We start from the raw sequence: 22,853 nt of genomic DNA on the forward strand, positions 1-22,853 counted from the left end.
GCGATCCCACGGCCGCCTTAATCTGGTCCAGGGGGAGCCCGCCCGATGGCGGCAGGGAAAGCTGATGGTTCACAGCCGTCGACAGATCGCGTTCAGGGCGGCATCGGGCCCCGGGCCGGATGGTCCGGGCATGGCGGGGGGCTAGGATGGCTCATCCCCCTAGGCCCCCGTCCCGCCTCCCCTCGGCCCGGCAGGCGGCCAAACGGCCGCTGATCGGCACCCGCATCCGCGAACGGCGCCTGTCGCTGGGCCGCCGCCAGACCGAGGTGGCGCGGCATGCCGACATCTCGGCCGCCTATCTGAACCTGATCGAACACAACCGGCGCCCCGTGGGCGAGGCGCTGCTGTCGCGCCTGGCCGAAGCGCTGGAGATCGACGCCCGCGAACTGGCCTCGGACCGCGAGGAGATCCTGATCTCGGGCCTGCGCGAGGCGGCGGCGCTGGTCGCGGGCCAGTCCCTGCCGGTGGAGCTGGACCAGATCGCCGAATTCGCGGCGCGCTTTCCCGGCTGGGCGGGGGCGCTCTCGGCCTCGGTCCGGCGGGCCGATGCGCTGGAACGGCGGCTGGTGGCGCTGTCGGACCGGATGACGCGCGACCCCTATCTGCTGGCGACGCTGCACGAGATCCAGTCGGCGGTGACGGCGGTGCGCTCGACCGCCTCGATCCTGGCCGAGACGCCGGACATCGAACCGGAATGGCGCGACCGCTTCCACGGCAATCTCGACGCCGACAGCCAGCGCCTGTCGCGCACCGCGCAGTCGCTGGTGGCCTATCTGGACACGTTCGAGGACGACGCCGTGCCCATGTCGCCCCAGGAAGAGGTCGAGGCCTGGGCCGCCGCCGGCCAGTCCGACCCGGCCGAGGCGGCAGAGCTGGCCTCGGACGCGGCGCGGGCGATGGCGCGGGGGGTGCTTGCGGCGCAGGCCCGCGACCGCGCCGCCCTGCCCGATGCCGCGCTGGCCGCCCTGGCCGAGGACACAGCGGCACCCGATCCGGGCCTGTTGGCGCTGCGCGGCGGCTGGCCGCTCGACCTGGTGCTGCGCCGGCTGGGCGTGCTGCGCCCCGGCCCCTGGGCGGATGCGGGGCTGGTGATCTGCGACGGCTCGGGCGCGCCGCTGTTTCGCTATGCGCCCCCGGGGTTCGAACTGCCCCGCCCCGGCGAGGGCTGCGCGCTGTGGCCGCTGTTCGAGGCCCTGGCCCAGCCGCAGCTGCCCGTCGCCCGCCTGATCGAGACGCCGGGCGGCAGCCGCTATCTCGCCTGGGCCGTGGCCGAGCGGCTGCAGCGCCATGGGGTTCGACGGGCCGGCGCTGAGCCGGGCGCAGATGTGCTGCTGCCCGCGCCCGCCGCCGCGGATGCGCGCCCCGCCCTACCCGTGGGCCCGGCCTGCCGGATCTGCCCGCGCCCGGCCTGCCCGGCGCGGCACGAACCCTCGATCCTGGGTCCGGCCTGAGGATGCGGCTGCGCACCCGACGCCTGTTCCTGGACCGCGCCGCCTATCGCAGGCGGCGGCTGATCGACGCGACGCGGATGCTGCCCTTTGCCCTGGCGCTGGTGGTGCTGGTGCCGCCGGTCTGGCTGCCGCACCATTTCAGCTTTGCCACCGGAACCCTGTGGCTGGCCTTGGGCTGGATCGCGACCATCGCCGTCACCGCCGCGCTGCACCACGCCATCGGCCCCGCCCGCGCCGCGCCGGAGGACGAGGATGACGCCTGAGACGCTGGGCCTTGCCGCCACCGCCTATGTGGCGCTGATGTTCCTTCTGGCCCATGCCGCAGACCGCGCCGCCGCCGCGGGGCGCTGGCGCTGGATGGAACGCCCGGTGATCTATACCCTGTCGCTGTCGGTCTATTGCTCGGCCTGGACCTTCTATGGCGCCGTCGGCTACGCCAGCCGCTCGGGGCTGGAGTTCATGACGATCTATCTGGGCCCCGGCATCGTCTTTGCCGGCGCCTGGTGGGGCTTGCGCCATCTGGTCCGGGTGGCGCGGATGCACCGCGTGACCTCGATCGCGGACCTGATCTCCAGCCGCTACGGCAAGTCGCCGGGCCTGGCGGCGCTGGTCACGCTGATCGCGGTCTGCGCGGCGACGCCCTATATCGCGCTGCAACTGCAATCGGTGTCCATGGCGCTGTCGGCCTTTGCCGAGCCGGGGCGGCCGCTGCCGCGCTCGATCCCGCTGTGGACGGCGGTCGGGCTTGCGGCCTTCGCCATCCTGTTCGGGACCCGCAACCTTGCCGCCGACGAACGCCACCACGGCGTCGTCATGGCCATCGCCGTCGAGGCGGTGGTCAAGCTTACGGCCTTTGTCGCGGTCGGCGCCTATGTGCTGTGGGGCCTGGCCGACGGGCCCGCGGACATCCTGGCCCGCATCGACCGCATGGCCACACGGCCGGAGGGCGAGGGCTGGATGATCCGCCCCGACCGCTGGTTCGTGCTGATCACGCTGTCGGCCGCGGCGGTGATCGTGCTGCCGCGCATGTTCCAGGTGCTGGTGGTCGAGGCCAGCGACGACGACCGGCTGCGCCAGGCGGGCTGGGCCTTCCCGCTGTATCTGTTCGCGATGACCTTCCTGGTCCTGCCCATCGCGGTGGTGGGCCAGGACCTGCTGCCCCAGGGCTCGAACCCCGACCTGCATGTGCTGGCCCTGCCCCTGTCGCAGGGGCAGGACGCGCTGGCGGGGTTTGTCTTCCTCGGGGGGTTTTCCTCGGCCATGTCGATGGTGGTGGTCAGCGCCATCGCGCTGTCGACCATGATGGCCAACCATTGGCTGGTGCCCCTGTGGCTGTGGCTGCGCCGGGGCGGGCTGGGGGCCGGCGCCCAGCCCGGCGCCGCGCGCGAGGACCTGCGCACCCTGATGCTGAACGCGCGGCGGCTGGCCATCCTGTGCATCATCGGGGCGGGCTGGACCTATCTGCGGTTGTCGGGCGGCACCTCGGCCCTGGCGGTCATGGGCATCGTGGCCTTTTCGGGCATGGCGCAGGTCCTGCCGGCGCTGATCGCGGGCCTGTGCTGGCGCGGCGCCACCCGGCGCGGGGCCGTGGCGGGGATCGTCGCGGGCGCGGCGGTGTGGCTGGGGATGGTGTTCCTGCCCTCGCTCGGGCTGACCGCGCCGCCGCGCCTGCCGCAGGGGATCGACCCCTTTGCCGGTTCGGTCCTGCTGGCGCTGGGGGTCAATCTTGCGCTGACCGTGCTGGTGTCGCTGATCGACTTTCCGAACCCGGTCGAGCGGATGCAGGGCCTGTCCTTTGTCCATGCCATCGCGCCCGACGGCTCGCCCAGTGACGGGGCCGGCCAGGGGCGGGCGGAATCGCTGCTGGCGCTGGCGGGGCGGCTTTGGGGCAGCGAGCGCGCCTTGGAGATCTTTCGCGCCGCGGCCGAGGACCAGGGCAAGTCCGGCTATCTGCCCGACCTGACGCCGCGCTTCCTGTCCGATTTCGAACGCCAGATCGCCGGCACCGTGGGCGCGGCCACCGCCGTCGCGCTGATGGCGCAGGTCGCGGGCCGGGGCCCGGTCACGGTGGCCGACCTGATGGATGTCGCGGGCGAGGCCAGCCGCGCCCGCGCCGACAAGCTGCGGCTTGAGACGGCGACCGAGGAACTGGCCCGCACCGCCCGCAAGCTGCAGGAAACCAACGACAAGCTGACCGCCCTTTCGGCCCAGAAGGACGCCTTCCTGGGCCAGATCAGCCACGAATTGCGCACACCCATGACCTCGATCCGGGCCTTTTCCGAGATCCTGATGGAGCCCGATGTGCCCGCCCCCGACCGCGCCCGCTTCGCCGGGATCATCCACGCGGAGACCGGACGGCTGACCCGGCTGGTCGACGACCTGCTGGACCTTGCCGTTCTGGAAGGCGGGCGCGCGCGGCTGACGCCCGCCGTGGTGAACCTGCACGACCTGATCGAACGGGCGCTGGCCGCCTCGCGCGCCGGAGACGCGGGGCGCGGCCCGGTGCTGCTGCGCGACATCCCGGCCGAGCATCTGATGCTGATCACCGACCCCGACCGGCTGCTGCAGGTGCTGATCAATGTGCTGGCGAACGCGCGCAAGTACTGCGACGCCCCTGCCCCCGAGATCCGGATCGACACGCGGCGCCTGCGCGACGGCCGCATCGAGATCGACATCGCCGACAACGGCGCCGGAATCCCCCCCGAGCACGAGGCGCTGATCTTCGAGAAATTCGCCCGGCTGGACGATCCGGCGCGGGCCGGGGGCGCCGGGCTGGGGCTGGCGATCTGCCGCGAGATCATGCAGTTCCTGGGCGGCTCCATCGCCTATCTGCCCGGACAGGGCGGCGCGGCCTTTCGCATCTCCCTGCCGCCAAGACCGCCCGCGCGGACCGGGGCTGCGGGGGAAAATGTTGCGAATGCAGCCGGATAAACCTTTTCGCAACCAGTCTCTGCAATCCTCGCCGCAGGACAGGTGCGATTCGGGCGTGGTATGGACAGCGCAGAGCGGGAACAGGCGGTCACGGAGGGCGCACAGGCCGGACAGGTCCTGCGCCGGATGATCGCCCTTGGGGAACAGGGGCGCGCACCGCTGCGCCAGTCCGCCGCCTCCCTGCAAGCCGCGCAAGAGGTCAGCCTGGAACGGGCGGCGGGCGTGGCGCTGGGGCGCGCCGCCGAACGCGCGCACCGCTTGCCGGTCTATGTCGAAAGCGTGCAATATGACACCATTTCCGTTTCCGAACTGGCCGAGCTGCTGCCCGAACGCGCGCTTCTGGGCGTCATCGACGGCGGGCGCGACCTGCTGGGGGTGATTGGCGCTGTGCCCGTCGTTCCTGGCCGCCCTGATCGAAATGCAGGCCCTGGGCCGGGTCACGGCCCGCGCCCCCGCGCCCCGGCGTCCGACGCGGACGGATGCCGCGATCTCGGCCGATTTCATCAACGGACTGCTGGCGGAACTGGGGCGCGAATTCGCAGCGCGCGCCGATGCGCCGCCCTTTGGCCATTACCGATACGCAACCTATCTGGACGATCCGCGCCCCCTTGCCCTGATGCTTGAGGACACCCAGATGACGCGCCTGTCCATCCGCTTTCGCATGGGCAGCGGCGGCCAGCGCGACGGCCATATCCTGCTGGCGGTGCCCGCGCCGCAGCGTCCCGGGGGCGCCACGCGGATGCTTGCGGCAAGCCCCGAGCCGGTGCCGCCCGCCCCCCTGCCCGAATCGACCTTGCCCGCGCCGACGCTGGCCGACGCCGTCCTGCAGGCGCCGGTCCCTGTCGTGGGCGTGCTCTGCCGCCGGACCGTGCCGCTGCGGGCTTGAGGCGCTGGCGCCGGGGTCGTGGTACCTGCCCGCGCTGCCCTGGACGAGGCGCGGATCGAAACCGCGACCGGCCAGTTGCTGGCCACCGGCCGCCTGGGCGAGGCCGAGGGGTTTCACGCCATCCGGCTGCGGACGGGCGCGGCCCGGTCCGCGGGAACCCCGCCCGCCCCGGGGGCCGAACCGCCGCTGGCCGACCTGGCCGAACCCGATCCCTTTCGCCCCGAAAGCGTCTCTGCCGCGCCGCCGCGGCAGGCCGCCCATTGACAGCCGACTGGCCCTGCGCTTGACTGCCGGTCGGCCGCCGGGGCGCCTCTGCCGCCCCCGAAAAGCCCTGAAAACCGCCCGCGCGACCGGGCCGATGTCAGTTTCCCCTTGAAAAATCGGGCGGCGCGACGCATGTAGCTTGCGCCCGCCAAGGTGCGGGTCACCCCTACAGGAGAAGACATGGCCAAGGAAGAAATGCTCGAATTTCCCGGCGTCGTGAAGGAACTCCTGCCCAATGCGACATTCCGGGTCGAGCTAGAGAACGGCCATGAGATCATCGCACATATGGCAGGAAAGATGCGCAAGAACCGCATCCGCGTTCTGGCCGGCGACAAGGTTCAGGTGGAAATGAACACCTATGACCTGACCAAGGGCAGGATCAATTATCGCTTCAAGTAAGCCCTGCGCGTCCGCAGGCGCTGCGGATGCAGGACCGGCCAAGGCACGACCATGAATGACCTGAACGCCCCCCGCCCGGACCTCGATGCCAGCGGGGTTTCTGGCGTTCGGCCGCGGCTGGTGCTCGGCTCGGCCAGCCCGCGGCGGCTGGAGTTGCTGGGCCAGATCGGCATCCGCCCCGATGCGGTGATGCCCGCCGATATCGACGAAACGCCGCGCCGCCAGGAATCCGCCCGCGACTATACCCGCCGCATGGCCCGCGAAAAGGCCGAGGCGCTGGCCGGCCGGGCCGATGGCGTCGTTCTGTGCGCAGACACCTCGGTCGTGGCCGGGCGCCGCATCCTTGGCAAGCCCGCCGACGCGGACGAGGCGCGCAGTTTCCTGCACCTGCTGTCCGGCCGCCGCCACCGCGTGCTGACCGCCGTCGCCCTGGCCCATGCCGGCCGCCTGCACGAACGCCTGGTGGAAACCACGATCCGCCTGCGCCCCCTCTCGACGCCCGAGATCGAGGGCTATGCCGCCTCGGGCAATGGCGGGGCATAGGCGGCGGCTATGGCATCCAGGGCCGCGCCGGGGCCTTCGTGCTGTGGATGCAGGGATCATACAGCGCCGTCGTAGGCCTGCCGCTGGCGGAAACCGCAATGCTGCTGGCCCATGCGGGCATCACGGAGAATGCACCATGAAGGGACGCCAGATCGTCATCGGCCAAGTCTTTGGCCTGGATGCCGCGGCCCTGATGCAGGACGGCCAGTTGCAGGACCTGATCCTGGACACCGCCGCCGTGGCCCCGCTGGCCCCCGGCGCCATCTGCCGCGCCAAGGTGGACCGGCTGGTCAAGGGCCAGGGCGGCGTCTTTCTGCGCCTGCCCGAGGGAGAGCGCGGCTATCTGCGCGACCGCTCGGGCCTGCGCGAGGGCCAGTCGATCATCGTCCAGATCGGCGGCAGCGCCGAGCCGGGCAAGGCCGTCCCGGTCTCCTCCAGGCTGAACTTCCGCGGCCGGCACGTCATCGTGACCCCCGGCGCGCCGGGGGTGAACGTCTCGCGCCGGATCCGCGATGGGGCCTTGCGCGCCAGTCTGGAAGCCTTGGGTGCTGCGGCTCTTGACGGTGTGGCCGAGCCGCCGGGCATCGTCTTTCGCAGCGTGGCGGCCCAGTCCGACCCCGAAGAGATCGAACAGGAACTGCGCAGCCTGCTGGACCTCGCCCTGGCCGTCGCCGCCGATGCCGAGGGGCAGCCCGAACTGCTGCTCGACGCGCCCGACCCTGCCGAGCAGGCCTGGCGCGATTGGGCCGAGCCTCCCCCGACGCCGTCGAGGACGGGCCGAATGCCTTCGCCCTGACCGGCGCCGCCGAGGCCGCCGAGGCGATGCTGTCGCCCCGCGTCGATCTGGGCGGCGGCGCCTGGGCCGAGATCGAGGCCCTGCGCGCGCTTGTCGCTGTGGACGTGAACACCGGTTCCGACCACTCGCCGGCCGCCGGGCTCAAGGCCAATATCGCGCTTGCCCGCGATCTGCCGCGCCAGTTGCGACTGCGCGGCCTGGGCGGGCAGGTCGTGGTCGATTTCGCCCCCATGCCCAAGCGCGACCGCGGCACGCTGGACCAGATCCTGCGCGCCGCCTTCAAGGCCGAACCCGCCGAGACGGTGCTGATCGGCTGGACCGCGATGGGTCTTTACGAGATCAGCCGCAAGCGCGACCGCCTGCCCCTGTCCCGTATCGCGGGGGCGCAGCGATGATCTGCCCGATCTGCGGCAAGCCGGCGGTCCCCCGCTATCGACCGTTCTGCTCGCGCCGCTGCGCCGACGTGGACCTGGCGCACTGGCTGCGCGGCGATTACCGCATCCCGGCTGAGCCTGTTCCCGATGCCGATCCGGACGAATGAAATTTCTGTTTTTCGCTCTGGACACGGGCGCGCGACTGGCCTAGTTACCCGCCAGCCGAAATCAAAATGGCACGGCGCCCGGATAGCTCAGTTGGTAGAGCAGCGGATTGAAAATCCGCGTGTCGGTGGTTCGAATCCGCCTCCGGGCACCATTTTTTAGCATAAAAGACGTGGGATTAGCCGACACCCTCGCCCTCCGACCAAGTGTGTCGGCGCGGCCGTGTAAGCAATATGTAAGCAACTAGTCATGTTGCATTCCATCTTGCAAAAGGATGCAGGGCACAACTCCCGAAAGGATTTGTTTATTCGATGGTACATACCATATACGGATAGCGTCCTTTCCTTGGAACGATTATGATGCCGCCAACCGCGTCACCTCCTTCTCGCTGTAACGCGACAGTGTTAGCGCGATCCAGCTTTGGCAGAACGGCGAACTAGGTTTGGCACGAAAATTTTTCGCTCGCCCTGCCAGGATCCTCGCGGCTGGGCTCTCTTCGCCTCTCATCCTGACACCCGAAACGAAAGTTGGAGGTGGCGCGCCACTTCCAGAGCTATGGCTGAATTTGGGTAACGCGGCTTGATCAGCCGCGCCCACGACAGCGCGACGCCATCGAGGCGAGCACCCAACTGGATCGGCCGCTGCCCGGCCTCGAGGCCCATCGCCAGCACCGCCCCCAGGCTCACCGCCGACCAGTCGAGCTGGCCTGTCCCAGATCAGCGCCCGGCGGCGGTCAGGGCCTGGACCAGCGCGACTCCGGCAAGCATGCCGCCGCGTCGTCCAGGCTGCCGGTCAGCACCCGCGTGCACGTCCGATGCCGGCATGGGCGACCAGGACGGCCGAACAAGGGCTCGCGCTGCGAATGGGCCGTGCGCGTCGCGGAACTCGGCGGGCCCGGGAAGCTCTGCGCAGGTTCTCGATCTGCAATAGCGGCGCGGTCACGGCTCAGCCTCCTCTGGCGCCCAGCCGCCGCTCCAGCCAGTAGGCCGCCAGCGTGCCGGGATAGATGATGATGAAATAGATCACCGCCGTGACGGCGAGGCCAAAGGTCTCCATCGGCAGATAGATAGGTCGAACTGCCCGTTGCCGACAGCTCCAGGCGTAAGGTGCGGCTGGCCCGCGCGGGGAGAGGACCGGTTGCAACGACCTATTACGGCCGGCATGAGGACGAACTGAAGGTGCTGCCGGGCCTGCTTGCCATCGTCGCCCCGACCGAGGCCGAGGCGCGCGACAAATACGAGGAACTTCAGCAGCTGATCCATCCGCTGGTCGGGCTGGCGCATGTCTATGGCCCGATGGGCGATTTGTCCGCCCATCCGATCGACGGGCCGGTGCCGCCGAAGCGGACCGCGCCAGACCGCACGAGGGGAGCGCCTGACACCGCGGCATCGAACAGCGCGCCGGCGGAGCCCTGGTTGATCAGCCCCGTCACCTGGCCGCCGCCATCCACCCTTGCGCCCTCGGTGGTCAGGTGGATGCCGATCTGGCCCTCGCCCAGGCCGTAGCGGAGCAAGGGCAGCGGGTCGGGCAGCGGGTCGGCCGAGACCGGCGTGGGTGTCACGGTGATCGCGCCGCCCAGGCTCCGGGCCGGAATACCTGTATGACGGCAAGCAGATCACCCGCGCCGGGCGATCATTTCTGCGGCAAGCTCCTGGGCCTGCCGATGGGGGTCGATGTCTGCTATACCAACCATGTCGAGGCCGACCAGGACGACATGGACAACCTGGCGACGCTGCTGGCGCAGGCCGCGCAGGTGCAGCCCGTCGGATGATGCTGCGGCGCGAACATGGCCCGGAAAACGGACGTCGATCGCGGGAACCTGCATGGCTTCGACCGGGCTGGGTGCCGAGGCGGCGGCCCCAGCCGGGCAGGCGTCAGGCAATGGTGGCGGAGGCCGCGTCGCTTTGCCCGTCGGGATAGATGAACAGGCCGTCCACACCCGCCCGCATCCCGTGGATCAGGACCGAGGTGAACAGGCTCAGCGCCGGAACCTTGTCGGGCCAGCATCGGCATCAGCCGGGTTCGTATCTCGGTCACCCAAAGAGCGCCGGCATAATTGGCCGTCCGGTCCACCTCGTTGACGTCCCAGCGCTGCTTGTGCATCGAGCATCGCCAGGGATACTCCGGATGATGCCGCCGTCCCCTGCCAGAGCGAGGCCAGCAATGCATCCCCAGCAAAGGCCTCCAACCGGCTGTAGACCCGCAGAAGGTCCAGCGTCTCACGCGCATCGGGCTGGGCGATGGTCACGCCCCGATGCGTGGCCGTATGCCGCTGCTTGCGCGGCATCGAACGGTCCGCCAGCCAGCCCTCGATGATCGGGATGAAAGGATCAAGCTTTGGCCGCCTGACCTCGGCCGTCCGTCGGTAGCCCGGTGGCACCGAGAAGGTCGCGGCCGTGGAAATCCTGACGCCCTTGTTCGGCGGATTTCCACGCATCGCGCCGCTGGCCGTGGCCTGGGCGCAGACCAGGACGCCATAGCGGCCGGTATTCTGGACGATGTCGCCGACCGCAACCGCGATCGCGGCGCTGTAGGCGGTGGTGGCGGTGTCAACGGGGCATGTCAGGAACCTTTGCTCTGCAGGCTTGGAGTTGACCGGCCTGCCAGGAGGCGAGCGGCTCGGGCCAGGTGACGCGGAAGACATCGCGACCGCCATCAAGCGATATAGACGGCCGCAGCCATGGCGATGTCAGGGGCTTGCTGCGGTCGATGACGGTGCCGGCTGCCGCGGACGTGGGCCTCGAATGCTCCTCGGCCGCAGGCTGTCGATGATGGCCGCATGGCGGGCGGCACGCCGCCCGATGCGGCCTCGGCCCTCGGCCTCGGTCGGTGCCAGCTCCTGCAGCGCAGCACGAAGTCGAAGCCGACATGGCGGCCACCGCCCGGCGCGCGGAATTCGCCGATCAGCTCCTCCTGGTGCGCGGGACGACCAGCCTCGCTGTCGATGTCGAAGGACTAGTCGGCGCTGACGTTCGACGGGAAAGCAGCATAAGCCACAGGCTCTCGGCCATCAGCTGGCGGCAATCAGGGGAGCCCTCCGATAGCTGCACCTTCAATTTCGACGAGCGAAATGCCTTCTCCGGCAGTTCGAGGTTTTTGACGTAGACGCGTGCGAACCTTTTCGCCGGTGTAGTCGGTCAGTTGGCGGACTGCGAGTTGCTTGCCTTCGGAATCGAGTTCGTAGACCAGTTGGCGGATAATCTCGACGCTGCCACCGTCATAGTAGAATTTTCGCGGCAAACCGGGTTCGGCTTCGTACGCCACTGGTTCGATATTGCGGAAACCGGGTTTGGATTCGTCCACGATGACACGAGCGAGCGATCGTGCTTCCGCCGCCGCTCCGCTCTTGCGCCAGAGCCGATATCCGGTGTTGGAATGGCGAACGGCCCATGATCCGCGCCGATTGAAGACGATAGCCGAAAGCGGAATAGCTGGCGGGTTCGAGCAGCACGGCCGGTTGGAACGACGGATCGGTTCCGTCATGTATCCGCAAGCCCGGGTTGAGTCGCTTCAGCTTTTCCGGCCAATCGCCAGCCGGTGCCGCATCGGTCTTGGTCAGAACGTCTCGATCGGCAGCGTGCCCCCGAACACGGACAGGCCGGCGTTGTAAAAGCTCTCGATGTCGACGGCTCGAGCGTCAAGAGTCGGTGCAGCCCGGCTGGATGGAGCGCCGGGTGCGCGACGACAGCAGCTTGCCGCCTGATATCTTGTTGCCTGGCGCCAGGCAGAGCCACGACGTGAAGTGAACCGCCCCGGGTTTACCGGAGAGTTTCTGGTTCAATGATTAGGCTGCTTGCGGCGGCGTTCAAGCATTGAAATGCACCTCCCGCCCCAGATGGTTGGCCACGGCATCCCCGGCGTCGCTGACCTCTTCTGTCAGGCCGGCATTGTTATGCAGCAAATTGGTCCAGAACGAAACGCTCCCATCTCGGCGCGGATGTTGTGCTGGAATTCAAGGTTGGCGCGTCAGGCCCGCGCGGTCCCATTCCTCGAAGGCCAGGCGCGTGGGCCCGAGCCCGATTGCGATGCGGTCGGCGTTGTTCGGCGAACCGTCCGCCAGGGTGTCGCCGCGCTTAAGATCGATCTTGCCGGGGTCGATCTTGCGTCTTTCCCGAAAATGCTGCTGCATTTTGGCCGTGTGCTCGTTGCGAGTTGCGATGCGTTCTCTGCCGGGCGAAGTCCTTCGCCGTCGACGTGCTGCTGCTTTTGGTGTTTTGGGAAAACTATTGCACATGGACCGCGGCGAGGGAATCGCCCCGCGCCGGTTTCGCCTCGGCGCCTTCGATGTGTTCGCGTAATCCGATGAGCGCACCGCGAACCGTGGCCGACGACGATGCGGACCAGGAATAGCCTGAAGCCCTGCGCCGTCGCCATCCAGCGGAGAACCCCGGCGAGGCAGTTGCCCTTGGTTCCGGCGACCGCGCCCGCCCGGCGAATCGAATAGGTGACCTTGCAGAGCTTGCGCGGATCGAAGGGCACGCGATGCGGGCTGCGCGCGTGCCCTGGCCATTCTCCATCGCGCGCAGAACACGGGAACCGGGCGCACCTCCACGCCCGCCCCGACCATCGCCATCGCGCCAGGAGCGCCACCCGGTCCTTCCATTCCCAATCTGGCAATACCTCGCGAGGCACCATGCCGTTGCGCCCGCCCATCCATCGCCCGGTGGGGCGGCGCGACAAGCGGGAGCGTGACCGCGACACCGACCGCAAGCGCGACCCGGCAATCCGCGCGCTCTATCGCTCAGCCCGATGGCTGGCAGAACGGCGGCTGTTTCTGGCTCGCCATCTCCGGCGCCCGTCAGCGACATCCCAGTTCGTCGCGCCGGCCTCGACCATGGCCTTGATCTTGCCATAGTCGGTCGGGCCGTCCTGGACGACGGCGGTGCCGGTCCTTTCGCTATAGGGCGTGGCCCAGAACTCGGTCTGCGCATCCTGCGTGGTCCCGCCCCACGAGGTGAAGACCATCTGCTGGGCTTGGGCTGCACCCGAATTGTCCGGCTCTGGGCCGCGCCGCCGGGGGGATCGGCCGGATCGAGGCCCTTCGAATGGCACACGATTCTGACCTGGTCATGGTAGAGTTGCCGTGTCGGGACAGGGGCGTCGGAGTGCGAAGAAGCGGGCAGGCCGAATTGACTATGAGCTGCGAGCTCGCGTTGTTATCTGGCCGCCCCTGCGACTATCCCGTCTGCGCTGCGAGCGCGTATCCGTAGATGTCGCACAGCCCGCGCACTCCCCATCGGCAACAGGGAGGATTTTGCATGCGATCCATTGGAATGGATGTCCACCGAAGCTTCGCGCAGGTCGCGATCCTTGAGGGAGGAAAGACGACAGAGATCAGGATCGATCTTGATCATGAAGCGGTGGTGGCCTTCGGGCAGGCCCTACGTTCAGATGACGAGGTCGTTCTGGAAGCGACCGGCAATACCGCGGCCATCGTCAGACTTCTGACACCTTTCGTGGCGCGGGTCGTCATCGCGAACCCGCTGCAGGTGAAGGCCATCGCCCATGCACGGGTGAAGACCGACAAGGTGGACGCCAAAATTCTGGCGCAACTTCATGCCGCAGGGTTCCTGCCAGAAGTCTGGGCCGCAGATGATCAGACGCTGAACCTGCGGCGCCTCGTTTCCGAACGCGCCGCAGCGGTGAGATCAATCCGCCGGGTCAAGAGCCGGGTTCAGGCTGTTCTGCATGCGAACCTTGTCGCCAAATATACCGGGCACCTGTTTGGCAAGGGCGGCAGGAGATGGCTGGCCTCGGCACCGCTGCCGAAGGCAGAACGTGATCTGCTGATCCGGCATCTGGATGAGTTGGACTGGCTGGGGGGTAAGCTGGCAAAACTGGACCAAACATTGGCGGGAATTGCACTCGACGACAGCCGAATGCGCAAGTTGATGAGCATCGCCGGGATCAATGTCGCGGTCGCCACTGCGGTTATCGCCGCGATCGGCGACATCTCCCGCTTTTCCGCACCGGATCGTCTCGCAAGCTATTTCGGGCTGACACCCCGGATCCGACAGTCCGGCGATCGCGGTGCCATCCATGGTCGGATCTCAAAGCAGGGGAATACGATCGGGCGCACCATGCTGATAGAGGCCGCCTGGTCGGCGGCTTCCGTGCCAGGCCCGTTGCGGGCCTTCTTTCTTCGGATCAAGGATCGCAAGGGGCACAACGTCGCCGCCGTCGCGACCGCGCGCAAGATTGCAGCGCTGATCTGGCAACTGCTGACAAAGGAGGCCCCCTATCGATGGGCGCGCCCGGCCTTTGTCGCGATGAAGATGCGGAAGCTTGAGTTGCGCGCCGGGGCCCCGCGGGCTCATGGGCCAGCAGGTCCGGGCCACGACTATTGGATCAAGGAAATCCGACGGCATCACCGAAGCCATCACCGAAGCCGACGCGGCCCTGCAGCAGTTCGACCCGCTTTGGGACGAACTCTTCCCCGCCGAACAGGCACGCATTGTGGCGCTGTTGGTCGAGCGTGTCGACATAGGCACGGACGGGCTCAACGTCGGGCTCCGCGTCGACGGACTCAGCAGCCTCGGCTCGCGAGCCGCCCGGTTCCCACAGCGCTCGCAATGGCGCAAGACAGCTTAACGCCTAACGTCGGGTTCACCCCGCCGACTTTGCCCGGCTTTTCAGCGGACCCAGCGCGGCCAGGTGGCGACGCATGAAATCCGACGCGTCCTTGTTACGGCCTTGCAGACCAGATGGAGCAACGTGCCGGCCGAGCTCGGGAGCGGCCGTGGGTCGATGTGGCCGATTCCGCCTCGATCGAGGCGCTTGCCGGTGCTGTCGAGGCCGAGATCGGCATTCCTGCGGTTCTGATCAACAGCGCGGGGATTCTGCAAAGCCGCAAGCATGTGCTGGACCAGGCGCTGGATGAAGACGAGCGCGTGTGGCGCATCAACTACGGCGATGATTAGCAGGTGAGCGCTTCGGCCGGTGCAGGTGATGTCGCCGCAGTGGTCGTGCCAGGTTCCCCACGATCGTGCCGTCAACGATCAGTGCGCCCGCGCCTTTCCGGCGCAGTTCGAATTCGGCCAGTCGCAAGCCCCCGCGGTGGCATTCGGCAGCAGGTCGATGCGCATCTCGCTGACGGTCGAACCCACCTGTAGGTGATGGACCACTCGACCCAGGTGTCAGCGGCCGGCAATTCGGTCGGCCCGACAGGGATGCTGAAGACCGGCGCTACTCTGGCTGCGCCCGCGCATGAGCCCACCAGCCGAGAGTCCCACTTCCAATAGACGGTGCGCCGGGCATAGACCGAAGAGATCCTGCCGTACTTCCCGGCTCGAAGGGAGATCCGAGAAGCTGAAGGCGATGGAGAGTGGTGATCGTGTCCCTTCCGGGACGCAGCTTGCGAAAATGGCGTCTACATACCATCGCCCGCTTATCTCCCTCTACATGGCGGAACCGCCGCGCCCGGCAGACCGGGGTCAGAGAACAGGCGTGAGATCCACCGACGTCGAACTTTTCGATGGTGGCAGCGCCTGAGCCAATTCGCGGGTGTTGATCGCAGCCGCGCCCACGGAACCAGCCGGACCATGCGCATAGCGGCCCTTGGCCGATCTCGCCCAGAATGTCGGTCTCCGGGATTTCGAGCTCCTCGAGTTCGACAACGGCATGACCACCCGCAAAGCTCGAATCCATCGTGGTCGGAAGGCTGTTGCCGCGGGATATGCCCACGGCCGCCGCGATCGCGGCAAAGGAGGTGGCCTCGTATCCGCCCTCGTAGAACAGGGCGTCGGCCTTTTCGACAATCAGGTCACGAGTGGATGGTGCGGCCGATAGGTCGTTGTCCAGGTCACGTTGGCCGACCTGTCCACGGCCCGGATGGCGGCATAGCGCGGGTGCCGGGATTGGCGGCCAGGTAGTCGATGACCGCTTGCGTCTGCGCGCCGTAGCTCGCGATATGGGCCGCAACCCAGGTCGCACTGCTGTGCGCCACAGGTCGTGCGGGAACTCGTTCTCGGCGTCGATCCGGGCGGCGCGGGGCGCGATCTCGGCCGCGGCAAAGCGGCGCACGGTGTCGCGCAGCGCCTCGATGTCCGCGCCCAGACCGAAGTTCATCACCGCGTTGGGCCGATGACAGCGCCGGCTAGACGGCGCCGGCTATCGCGTCGGCGTCTGCTGGGAAGCCTCGGGGATCGAGACCGTCACCATCTCGGACTGTCACGTCATCCTGGGCTATCTGAACCCCGACAGCGTGCGCGGCCCTGGGCTAGCTGGTCCGCAAGACCGCTGCTGCTTGACGGAACGGTTCGCGAAAACATCGCGCGGTTCCGCGATGCGCCTATCGAGGACGTGGTGGCCGCAGCCCGCCAGGCCGGGGTTCACGAAATGATCGGCCGCCTGCCCAAGGGTTAGCCTGCTGCTGAGCCAGCCCGGTGACGGCGAACGCGGCGCGCAGCCGGATAGCGGTCGCCGCCGCGCCCATGTCGTTTACGTGTGCGAGTCTCGTTTTTGTCTCTAGGTCCATGGGTCGAGTATCTGGCCAAGTCCAGAAATTTGAACGGTTCTCGATCCCGGTGGGCACCGCCGGCGGCGTGGTGTCGCGCACGGTCGTATGCGTGACCGCCGTCGACCAGTTCGAGCGGTTGCCGAGCCGGTCGACCGCCCGGACCCGCGCCGTAAACTGGACATTGGGCAGGACGCCCCGCCAGGAATAGGCCGCCTGCGCGGTCTGGAAGACGACCGGCAAGGTCCGCTATGTCGGCGTATCCAATTTCTCCGGCTGGCAGATCATGAAATCGCTGGCCGTCGCCGACCGTTACGGTTGGCCCCGTTACGTCGCCAATCAGGTCTACTACTCGTTGGTCGGACGTGACTACGAATGTCCGGCGTCAGGCCGATGCTGGCGGTGGTGGCCGGGCCAGGGCGTCCAGGCGTCGCCGTCGGCGAACAGCTTGGCATGGGCGCTTTCGGTGGAATAGCGCGCCCCGGTGCCCCGCAGGCGCGCCGCCGACAGGCCCAGAGGCGCGGGCGAAAGCCAGGTCTGGCCCGCGAGCCGCATCCATTGCAGACCCTGGGCAGACTATGTCCGAACTGAACAGCAAGCACGACGGCGCGCCGCCCTACCGCATCTACATGCGCGAAAAGGCGATCCTGAACCGAGACGCATGCGAGGCGTAGTGCCTGGGATCGGTCGCGGTCGAGGGCAGCTCGTCGCCCGGTACCCAGGCATAGTCGCCGGATGCGCTCGCGCAGCGACATGGTGCGGATGCCGGTGCGCGGATCCTCGACGATCTTGCGGACCGAGGAGGATTGCCGGCATAGCCGTTGCGGGTCGAGCTCCAGCTGACGGTGTCGGTCGGCTCGACCGCCGCGCTGTTCGGGCGGCACGCAACTTGTGGCGCACGGCCATGGCGCCTTCAGCCTGAACCTTGCGCACCAGGCGCTGGACCTGGCGTTGGCGCAATTCCAGAAGCCGCGCCGCCGTCGCCGTGCGCAGGCTCCGTCGACCTACGCCAGCACCTCGATCCGCTGCAGCGCGCGTTCGCTCATCAGAACACGTCCGCTCGGGGAGCCGCGCCAACACATTAGTCAGCATTACTGACCTATTGAAAAAGGAGCCTGAGCCTGTCAGTAGGGCGGTCGCATCCAAAGGGCCAACATGCCCACGAGGAACCAGATAGCGACGATGCCCCAGCCGATCATTTGCGGAAGCTCCATGCTTCTTCTCCCCTCAAAAGCCCTTTGAAGATCTCTTCAAGGGCGGCGGCCGGGGGCTGGTCCAGCGCGACCTCGAGCCCGGCGCGGTATTGCGGCTCGGTGCCGCCGCCGGCGATCTCGACGGGCTGGTCGCAGCGGTTGAGGGAGACAGCCGCATCTGCTGGGGCAACCGTAGCGCGAAACCCCCGCCGTAGACCTCGCCGCCGGGCAGCGGGATGCCGCGCATGATGTTCCAGGCGATGACGGCCGCGTTCTCGGTTGGCGCCCGGGCTTGCCGAGATGTTTTCCTCTCCGACGGCCTCGGACTCGGATGCGAAGCGTATGGCGAAATTTCGGTTCCGGGATTTGCTGCCCGATTTCGGCGAAATGTGGCGCTGCCGCTCGCCCTTGCTGTCGGATCGGAAGGCGGATCGCGACAATGCTCATGGCCCACCGTGCGCTCGGTCCAGGTCGGTCGGGGTCGTTCCAACCGTCTGCGCAGCATCGGGTCGGCCGTGGTATGGGTCTACGCGTAGTACTTGCCCGATCCGGCCCTCTTGATCGCCCAGCACCGGGTTGCCGAAATCCGCCTCGGTGTTGCCCTGGGTGACCTCGTAGAAGTCCCCGTCCAGTCAGCGAGCCCGCCGCCCGAGCCCGGCCGATGACCACCGGCTTTGGGCCGATCTCAGCCCACCGCCGCCAGACCACGCTACTGGCTAGCCCGGCGCGCTGCAGACGCGCGCCGGACCTTTGCAGGAGAATGAAATGAAGTCCCCCGCCTTCCCCGTCCATCATGCAGGCACGGTTCTGGTCCATGCCGGCCGGAACCCCGAGGACATGGTCTCGGGGTCATGCTGGGCGCATTTGCGGCGAGACTTCCATGATGCCTGGACCCTCACCAAATGCGAGAGCGCGCGAGGTCAGCGCGCTGACCGCGATCGGGCGGACCTTATCGGTCAGCCCGCCGATGTTCGTCGTGGCACGGCCACGCCGGAGTCCAGCCAGGCCAGAAGTGTCGAGGCTTTCCGGGTCTGGGCCGAGCAGCGACTGACCCGCATTCCCGGTAAGAGCGACTTGGCCGGTCGTCTGACAACCGAAGAGGAAGGGATCGGCTATCTGGCCGGCGCCTGCCGGCTGGGGGGCGAGCGCGGCGCCCTGTTGATGCAGTCCTCGGGGGTCGGCAACTGCATCAACACGCTGGCCTTGCAGGCCATGGCCAGGTTCCCGTTGCTGATGGTCGTGACCATGCGGGGCGACTGGGCCGAGTTCAATGCCTGGCAGAACCCGCCGCCCGCCCGCCGGTGGTGGCGCCCCCGCCAGGGCGCCGCGAGATCAGCCCCGGCTGGCCTCGACGCCTGCGCCGAAGAGACAGCAGGCATGGCGGCCGGGCCGAGCCGGTCGGCCGCCGATCGGCCGACCAGGCGTGCAGCCGGCCTGCCAGTCGGGCATCGCGTCAGCCCCCCATTTGCCTCCACGGCGTCGGCCAGCGTGGCATAACGGCGGAAACGGTCGCCGGGCGTGCGCGCCAGCAGCGTGGCGTTCGACCTGAACCGCGCCAGGGGCTTGGTCAGGGCGCGGCCGGCGGTGGCGATCTCGATCGGGACCGAGGCCTTTTCGCCCTTGGCGGGCGTCGGCAGCTTCGGGTGGCAATAGCCCTGGAGGATGATGTGGCGCGTTCGGATGAGCCTGACCGGCGACGCCATGTCCCATGCCATCCTGCCGGGCGCGGCGCGGGCTTCCGCGCACGGGCTGGAGCTCGGCCGAGACCTGGCTGAGGTGACGCCTGGCTGCGCACCGTGAGGCCTGCCTCGCCGGTGAAAAGGAAGGTGATCGCCGAAAGGCGAGGGGGCGCCGTAATAGGTTTCGTTCGGGACGACGATCAGCTGTTCGCCCTCGGCCCAGGACACCATTCTGAACGGGCCCGATCCCACCGGATTGCGGCCGTAGTCCGGGCCGTAGGATGCTGCCGGCACGATACCAAGCGCGGCTGGCATAAAGCCCGGCGAGCTTCAGCCGGTCCTCGATCATCGGCACGGCGCGGTCGAGCGTCTGGAGGAAATCGAAGCTCACGCCCATGGTGAGCGTGGCCTTGGAGCGGCCCGGGTTGACCGAGCCCGGCACGATGATCGCCTTGCAGCTCGCCTTGATCAGCGAGACCGCGGTGCCGGCGACCGCGCCGGGGCGGATGCTGGGGCTGACCTCGATCCAGCCGGTCTGGCCCGAGGCGTTGGCCGTGGCGGGCTGGGCAATGCGGTGCAGGGCGTAGCGTGTGGGGTTGGACCCATAGGTAAACGCCAGGTAATCCCCGCGGCGCAGCCCATAGCTGGCCGGCAGGGCCTGCAGGCGGATGTCGCGCAGGTTGGCGTTGATCGCCATCAGCGTCGGGCTGACCGCGCCAAGGATGGCGCCGTTCGGATCGAGGCGCGGGCCTGGCCGGCGGACGTCGTAGAACATGAACGCGCCATTGGCGCGGCGGAGCACGTCGAGCATCGCCATGACCTCGTCGGTCTCGGCCGAGGTCATGTCGCCAAGCGCGACGGTGCCGCGCCAGAGCCGGGTGCCGAGGTCGGCGCGCAGCACCTCGCCGCCGCCGGTCTCCGAGAGCTCAAGGGCCTCCGGGATGTCGAAGGCCAGTTCCCGGATCGGCAGGATGTCGGCGAACTGGGCGACGGTCAGGGGAAAGGCATAGGCCATGTCAGGAGCCCCAGCGGTCGTTGACGATGGCGCGCACCTGGGTGGGCAGCATGTCGCGGATAAAGCCGTCGAAGGCTTGCTGGATCATCAGCGTCACGCCGTCGCGGATCTCGGCATTGCCGGTCCCCGAGATATTGGCTTCACCAGCGGCAGACGCAGATCCGATACAGCACGTCCGGCGCGCTTCGGGATGCTGGAGACGCTTCAGTTCCTTGAGTTGATCCACACCCATCCCACCGTATTGCTTCCGCCAACGGTAATAGGTCTGTTCGACGACGCCGATCCGCCTGATCGCGTCCAGACGGGACAGGCCTTGCCCCATGGACCAACCTGCCGCCTTGTCGAGGTCCGCTCCCTGGGAAACGACCCGGTCGGCACGGCGGCCAGCCCGACGCCACTGTCGATCCCCTGGGTGTGAAGACGAGGCACCGGGCCGCCATCCCCGCCCTGAGCCCGGCTCCCGATCTGCGACCGAATGTACCGAGGCCCGGCCGGCGACCATGGCGCACCTTGCCAGCCGTGCGCCATGGCCGCGGCCTGCGTTCCTGCTCGGACTCTGTTGATGGCGTGGATGCCTGTTGACCGGCGTCCAAAAGGGGGTCTGACGCAGATTTGTTGCAGTTGAGCTTCAACCTCGCTACATTTTGGCCTTCTTTCAGGGAGGTTACCGATGGCGTCATGGTTTTCACGCCGAGATTTTCTGCCGGCAGGGGATCAAATCGATCTGCCGCGATCTGAAGCTGTCGAAGAAGGTGGTGCGGAAGGTGATCCGCACCGGGATTACGGAGTTCACCTATACCCGGACCGTGCAGCCACGCCCGAAGCTGGGTGCCTGGCTGGAGGAACTTAACCGGTTGCTTGAGATCAATGCCGCGCGGGCCAGCCGGGAACGCCTGACGCTGATCCAGATCTACGAGGAACTGCGCGGCCTCGGTTATGAAGGCGGATATGATGCGGTCCGCCGCTATGCCTCGGTCCGGGCGCGCACTCAAAGCTCCGGTGCCTCGTCCGCCTTCGTGCCGCTGAGTTTTGCCCCCGGTGAAGCCTACCAGTTCGACTGGAGCCACGAGGTTGTCCTCATTGATGGGGCGACCACCACGATCAAGGTGGCCCATGTTCGCCTGTGCCACAGCCGGATGTTCTTCGTGCGGGCCTATCCACGCGAGACGCAGGAGATGGTGTTCGACGCCCATGATCGGGCTTTCGCCTTCTTCAAGGGCACCTGCACTCGCGGGATTTACGACAACATGAAGACAGCGGTGGAGACCATCTTCGTTGGCAAGGAGCGCCTCTACAATCGTCGATTCCTGCAGATGGCCAGCCATTATCTGGTCGATCCCATCGCCTGCACCCCGGCTTCGGGTTGGGAGAAAGGTCAGGTGGAGAGCCAGGTCGGCACGGTCCGCCAACGGTTCTTCTCGCCCCGGGTCAGGGTCAAGAGCTACGAGGAACTGAACGCTTGGCTTCTGGATAAGTGCATCGCCTCGGCCAGAAGCAGCAAACATCCCGAGCTGACGGACAAGACTGTCTGGGAGGTCTTTCAGAAAGAGCGCCCGCACCTTGTCCCCAAGGGCGGGCGCTTCGACGGCGCCTATGGCGTCGTGGCGGCGCGGGCCGCCATAGAGACCGTACGCCCCGCGGCGGGCGGGCAGAGCAAGGAAGCGCGGGGGGGTGGGGAAAACGGTATGTGTCGGGGGGGGGCGGGTCAGGGCCTATGCGGAACGGATCGAGATCCGGCAGGAGGGTCGATTGGTCGGAGACCACCCGCGCCACTTCGGCCGAGACCGAACAGTTTACAATCCTTGGCACTATGTGCCTGTTCTTCTTCGCAAACCCGGGGCTCTGCGTAACGGTGCCCCGTTCAAAGACTGGGTTCTTCCCGGAGCTCTCGAACAGATCCGCCGCAAGCTGCAGGGTTCCTCAGCAATCACACAGTTGCAGGCCGAACCCAGTTAGAAAGTACACACCGCAAGCCACACCAAACGTGTGCGCAAACCCGCAATATCCCGCAAGCCCTCTCGCAAGAAGCGGACAAGCAGCCGATGTGATCCAAAATAGTCTGTCCCGCAGGCAGCGAGCGGTTGCAGATGCCGGTCTATGACAGCATCAGCTTGGTCAACTGGTTCCAGCGCGGACTGCGCCCGCGGCACTATCCGGCAAGGTGAGGATGCAATCGGGCATGTCAGAATGTGATGTCGCCATCATCGGTGGCGGCATCGTCGAATCATGGCGGTGGCGTGCGCCGCCGCATGAACCCCGCCAAATCGTTGTCATCTGTGGCCGCCGCGACAAAGGCCAGGATGGCCCCGGTCGCGGCACCCGAGGCCCTGCCGCCTGCCTGGCCCGCTGCTGGACCAGATCGACCGTCTGCTGATACTGCTGCTCGATCTGGGCGAGACGCTGGTGCGCGATCTGGCCAGCGGGGAGTTCCTCAGCCAACAGCGCAATGTCGTGCTGGTTGGCGGCACGGGGACCGGCAAGACCCATATCTCCGTGGCGATCGCGCGCGCGGTCATCCGCAATGGTGCCCGGGGCACGGGGCAGGTTCGATAGATGCCGGGGTTGCCGAGCGCGTTCGGGGTCAGCCCGATGTGGACATAGGGGCCCGCCGTCTGCGAGGGCGTTTCCTTGAGATAGTCCAGCTTCTGCATCACAGGCCCTCCTTGCGGTTTTCGAAGAACGACTTGGCGGCGGCCGCTTGT

The 22,853-nt window shown here is 67.7% G+C and carries 17 protein-coding genes, 1 tRNA gene and 11 pseudogenes; 19 read left to right on the forward strand and 10 right to left on the reverse strand.

The window, feature by feature from the left end; all coding sequences use genetic code 11:
* Positions 1 to 146 precede the first annotated feature (146 nt).
* The 12 genes and pseudogenes from DPM13_RS03480 to eutB all read left to right on the forward strand — a co-directional run.
* The gene (locus DPM13_RS03480; RefSeq protein WP_112887467.1) at positions 147 to 1,451 is read left to right on the forward strand and encodes a short-chain fatty acyl-CoA regulator family protein; all 1,305 of its coding nucleotides are present in this window, start codon (positions 147 to 149) and stop codon (positions 1,449 to 1,451) included.
* A 2-nt stretch (positions 1,452 to 1,453) separates the two neighbouring features.
* Positions 1,454 to 1,714, forward strand: a complete 261-nt coding sequence (locus DPM13_RS03485; RefSeq protein ID WP_028717997.1) for a hypothetical protein — start codon at positions 1,454 to 1,456, stop codon at positions 1,712 to 1,714.
* Positions 1,704 to 4,382, forward strand: coding sequence for an ATP-binding protein (locus DPM13_RS03490; protein ID WP_112887468.1), 2,679 nt, complete (start codon positions 1,704 to 1,706; stop codon positions 4,380 to 4,382). Before DPM13_RS03485 ends, DPM13_RS03490 begins: the two co-directional genes overlap by 11 nt.
* 379 nt (positions 4,383 to 4,761) lie before the next feature.
* Positions 4,762 to 5,268: a hypothetical protein gene (locus tag DPM13_RS03495; protein WP_112887469.1), complete on the forward strand. Its 507-nt coding sequence runs from the start codon at positions 4,762 to 4,764 to the stop codon at positions 5,266 to 5,268.
* Between the two features lie 18 nt (positions 5,269 to 5,286).
* Complete coding sequence (locus DPM13_RS03500; protein WP_112887470.1) at positions 5,287 to 5,532, forward strand: hypothetical protein; 246 nt, start codon at positions 5,287 to 5,289, stop codon at positions 5,530 to 5,532.
* Between the two features lie 180 nt (positions 5,533 to 5,712).
* Positions 5,713 to 5,931: a translation initiation factor IF-1 gene (infA, locus tag DPM13_RS03505; protein WP_010397442.1), complete on the forward strand. Its 219-nt coding sequence runs from the start codon at positions 5,713 to 5,715 to the stop codon at positions 5,929 to 5,931.
* Between the two features lie 51 nt (positions 5,932 to 5,982).
* Positions 5,983 to 6,614: pseudogene (locus DPM13_RS03510) on the forward strand (Maf family protein).
* A pseudogene (locus DPM13_RS03515) lies at positions 6,611 to 7,665 on the forward strand (ribonuclease E/G). The pseudogenes DPM13_RS03510 and DPM13_RS03515 overlap by 4 nt, the downstream one beginning before the upstream one ends.
* Positions 7,662 to 7,811, forward strand: a complete 150-nt coding sequence (locus tag DPM13_RS03520) for a DNA gyrase inhibitor YacG (protein WP_112887471.1) — start codon at positions 7,662 to 7,664, stop codon at positions 7,809 to 7,811. The pseudogene DPM13_RS03515 and the gene DPM13_RS03520 overlap by 4 nt, the downstream one beginning before the upstream one ends.
* A gap of 76 nt (positions 7,812 to 7,887) precedes the next feature.
* Positions 7,888 to 7,963 (forward strand) — tRNA-Phe (locus DPM13_RS03525).
* A 952-nt stretch (positions 7,964 to 8,915) separates the two neighbouring features.
* Entirely contained in the window at positions 8,916 to 9,314 is a 399-nt protein-coding gene (locus DPM13_RS20410) for a hypothetical protein (protein WP_189654829.1), read from the forward strand.
* A gap of 79 nt (positions 9,315 to 9,393) precedes the next feature.
* Positions 9,394 to 9,556 (forward strand): annotated as a pseudogene (gene eutB, locus DPM13_RS03545) (ethanolamine ammonia-lyase subunit EutB); the annotation flags it as partial.
* Positions 9,557 to 9,787: 231 nt separating this feature from the next.
* Here the strand turns inward: eutB and DPM13_RS20415 are convergent.
* From DPM13_RS20415 to DPM13_RS03560, 4 genes are all read right to left on the reverse strand, one after another.
* Positions 9,788 to 10,453, reverse strand: coding sequence for a hypothetical protein (locus DPM13_RS20415; RefSeq protein WP_189654982.1), 666 nt, complete (start codon positions 10,451 to 10,453; stop codon positions 9,788 to 9,790).
* Between the two features lie 380 nt (positions 10,454 to 10,833).
* Complete coding sequence (locus DPM13_RS19595; RefSeq protein ID WP_145963303.1) at positions 10,834 to 11,292, reverse strand: hypothetical protein; 459 nt, start codon at positions 11,290 to 11,292, stop codon at positions 10,834 to 10,836.
* A 469-nt stretch (positions 11,293 to 11,761) separates the two neighbouring features.
* The gene (locus DPM13_RS20420) at positions 11,762 to 11,938 is read right to left on the reverse strand and encodes a hypothetical protein (protein ID WP_189654830.1); all 177 of its coding nucleotides are present in this window, start codon (positions 11,936 to 11,938) and stop codon (positions 11,762 to 11,764) included.
* A 605-nt stretch (positions 11,939 to 12,543) separates the two neighbouring features.
* On the reverse strand, positions 12,544 to 12,774 hold the full coding sequence (locus DPM13_RS03560) for a type 2 periplasmic-binding domain-containing protein (protein ID WP_223252318.1): 231 nt from the start codon (positions 12,772 to 12,774) through the stop codon (positions 12,544 to 12,546).
* A gap of 308 nt (positions 12,775 to 13,082) precedes the next feature.
* Between DPM13_RS03560 and DPM13_RS03565 the strand changes: the two are divergent.
* The 3 genes and pseudogenes from DPM13_RS03565 to DPM13_RS20425 form a co-directional block, all read left to right on the forward strand.
* Positions 13,083 to 14,178, forward strand: a pseudogene (locus DPM13_RS03565) (IS110 family transposase); the annotation flags it as partial.
* A gap of 9 nt (positions 14,179 to 14,187) precedes the next feature.
* Positions 14,188 to 14,400 (forward strand): annotated as a pseudogene (locus DPM13_RS22050) (hypothetical protein); the annotation flags it as partial.
* Between the two features lie 158 nt (positions 14,401 to 14,558).
* Complete coding sequence (locus tag DPM13_RS20425; RefSeq protein WP_189654831.1) at positions 14,559 to 14,729, forward strand: SDR family oxidoreductase; 171 nt, start codon at positions 14,559 to 14,561, stop codon at positions 14,727 to 14,729.
* A 265-nt stretch (positions 14,730 to 14,994) separates the two neighbouring features.
* On the opposite strand, the gene DPM13_RS25700 is transcribed toward DPM13_RS20425, so the two are convergent.
* Positions 14,995 to 15,876: an acyl-CoA dehydrogenase family protein gene (locus DPM13_RS25700; protein WP_317616372.1), complete on the reverse strand. Its 882-nt coding sequence runs from the start codon at positions 15,874 to 15,876 to the stop codon at positions 14,995 to 14,997.
* Between the two features lie 91 nt (positions 15,877 to 15,967).
* On the opposite strand from DPM13_RS25700, the pseudogene DPM13_RS24760 reads away from it, so the two are divergent.
* Positions 15,968 to 16,018, forward strand: a pseudogene (locus tag DPM13_RS24760) (hypothetical protein); the annotation flags it as partial.
* A gap of 615 nt (positions 16,019 to 16,633) precedes the next feature.
* Here DPM13_RS24760 and DPM13_RS03595 read toward each other — a convergent pair.
* Positions 16,634 to 16,819: a hypothetical protein gene (locus DPM13_RS03595; protein ID WP_112887474.1), complete on the reverse strand. Its 186-nt coding sequence runs from the start codon at positions 16,817 to 16,819 to the stop codon at positions 16,634 to 16,636.
* A gap of 640 nt (positions 16,820 to 17,459) precedes the next feature.
* Positions 17,460 to 17,897, reverse strand: coding sequence for a hypothetical protein (locus DPM13_RS19600; RefSeq protein WP_145963304.1), 438 nt, complete (start codon positions 17,895 to 17,897; stop codon positions 17,460 to 17,462).
* A 397-nt stretch (positions 17,898 to 18,294) separates the two neighbouring features.
* Between DPM13_RS19600 and DPM13_RS22065 the strand changes: the two are divergent.
* Positions 18,295 to 18,480 (forward strand): annotated as a pseudogene (locus DPM13_RS22065) (hypothetical protein); the annotation flags it as partial.
* Positions 18,481 to 18,789: 309 nt separating this feature from the next.
* On the opposite strand, the gene DPM13_RS22070 reads toward DPM13_RS22065, so the two are convergent.
* Positions 18,790 to 20,151: a hypothetical protein gene (locus DPM13_RS22070; protein ID WP_223252319.1), complete on the reverse strand. Its 1,362-nt coding sequence runs from the start codon at positions 20,149 to 20,151 to the stop codon at positions 18,790 to 18,792.
* A gap of 150 nt (positions 20,152 to 20,301) precedes the next feature.
* Positions 20,302 to 20,470: pseudogene (locus tag DPM13_RS26550) on the reverse strand (transposase); the annotation flags it as partial.
* 376 nt (positions 20,471 to 20,846) lie between these two features.
* On the opposite strand from DPM13_RS26550, the pseudogene istA reads away from it, so the two are divergent.
* Positions 20,847 to 22,074 (forward strand): annotated as a pseudogene (gene istA / locus DPM13_RS03620) (IS21 family transposase); the annotation flags it as partial.
* 471 nt (positions 22,075 to 22,545) lie between these two features.
* Positions 22,546 to 22,683: pseudogene (locus DPM13_RS03630) on the forward strand (ATP-binding protein); the annotation flags it as partial.
* A 32-nt stretch (positions 22,684 to 22,715) separates the two neighbouring features.
* Here the strand turns inward: DPM13_RS03630 and DPM13_RS03635 are convergent.
* Positions 22,716 to 22,805: pseudogene (locus tag DPM13_RS03635) on the reverse strand (protocatechuate 3,4-dioxygenase subunit alpha); the annotation flags it as partial.
* Positions 22,806 to 22,853 lie beyond the last annotated feature (48 nt).

Origin of the sequence: Paracoccus mutanolyticus (assembly GCF_003285265.1) — a bacterium.
In the GTDB taxonomy this organism is placed as follows: domain Bacteria; phylum Pseudomonadota; class Alphaproteobacteria; order Rhodobacterales; family Rhodobacteraceae; genus Paracoccus; species Paracoccus yeei.

Excerpts from the sequence above, each read along its gene's own strand:
- DPM13_RS03480 (WP_112887467.1), top strand. The coding sequence starts at position 147 with ATGGCTCATCCCCCTAGGCCCCCGTCCCGCCTCCCCTCGGCCCGGCAG.
- infA (WP_010397442.1), top strand. The coding sequence starts at position 5,713 with ATGGCCAAGGAAGAAATGCTCGAATTTCCCGGCGTCGTGAAGGAACTC.
- DPM13_RS03485 (WP_028717997.1), top strand. The coding sequence starts at position 1,454 with ATGCGGCTGCGCACCCGACGCCTGTTCCTGGACCGCGCCGCCTATCGC.
- DPM13_RS20420 (WP_189654830.1), bottom strand. The coding sequence starts at position 11,938 with ATGCAGCAGCATTTTCGGGAAAGACGCAAGATCGACCCCGGCAAGATC.
- DPM13_RS03490 (WP_112887468.1), top strand. The coding sequence starts at position 1,704 with ATGACGCCTGAGACGCTGGGCCTTGCCGCCACCGCCTATGTGGCGCTG.
- DPM13_RS22070 (WP_223252319.1), bottom strand. The coding sequence starts at position 20,151 with ATGGCCTATGCCTTTCCCCTGACCGTCGCCCAGTTCGCCGACATCCTG.
- DPM13_RS03520 (WP_112887471.1), top strand. The coding sequence starts at position 7,662 with ATGATCTGCCCGATCTGCGGCAAGCCGGCGGTCCCCCGCTATCGACCG.
- DPM13_RS20415 (WP_189654982.1), bottom strand. The coding sequence starts at position 10,453 with ATGTCTTCCGCGTCACCTGGCCCGAGCCGCTCGCCTCCTGGCAGGCCG.
- DPM13_RS03595 (WP_112887474.1), bottom strand. The coding sequence starts at position 16,819 with ATGCGGCTCGCGGGCCAGACCTGGCTTTCGCCCGCGCCTCTGGGCCTG.
- DPM13_RS19595 (WP_145963303.1), bottom strand. The coding sequence starts at position 11,292 with ATGACGGAACCGATCCGTCGTTCCAACCGGCCGTGCTGCTCGAACCCG.
- DPM13_RS25700 (WP_317616372.1), bottom strand. The coding sequence starts at position 15,876 with ATGAACTTCGGTCTGGGCGCGGACATCGAGGCGCTGCGCGACACCGTG.
- DPM13_RS03560 (WP_223252318.1), bottom strand. The coding sequence starts at position 12,774 with ATGGTCTTCACCTCGTGGGGCGGGACCACGCAGGATGCGCAGACCGAG.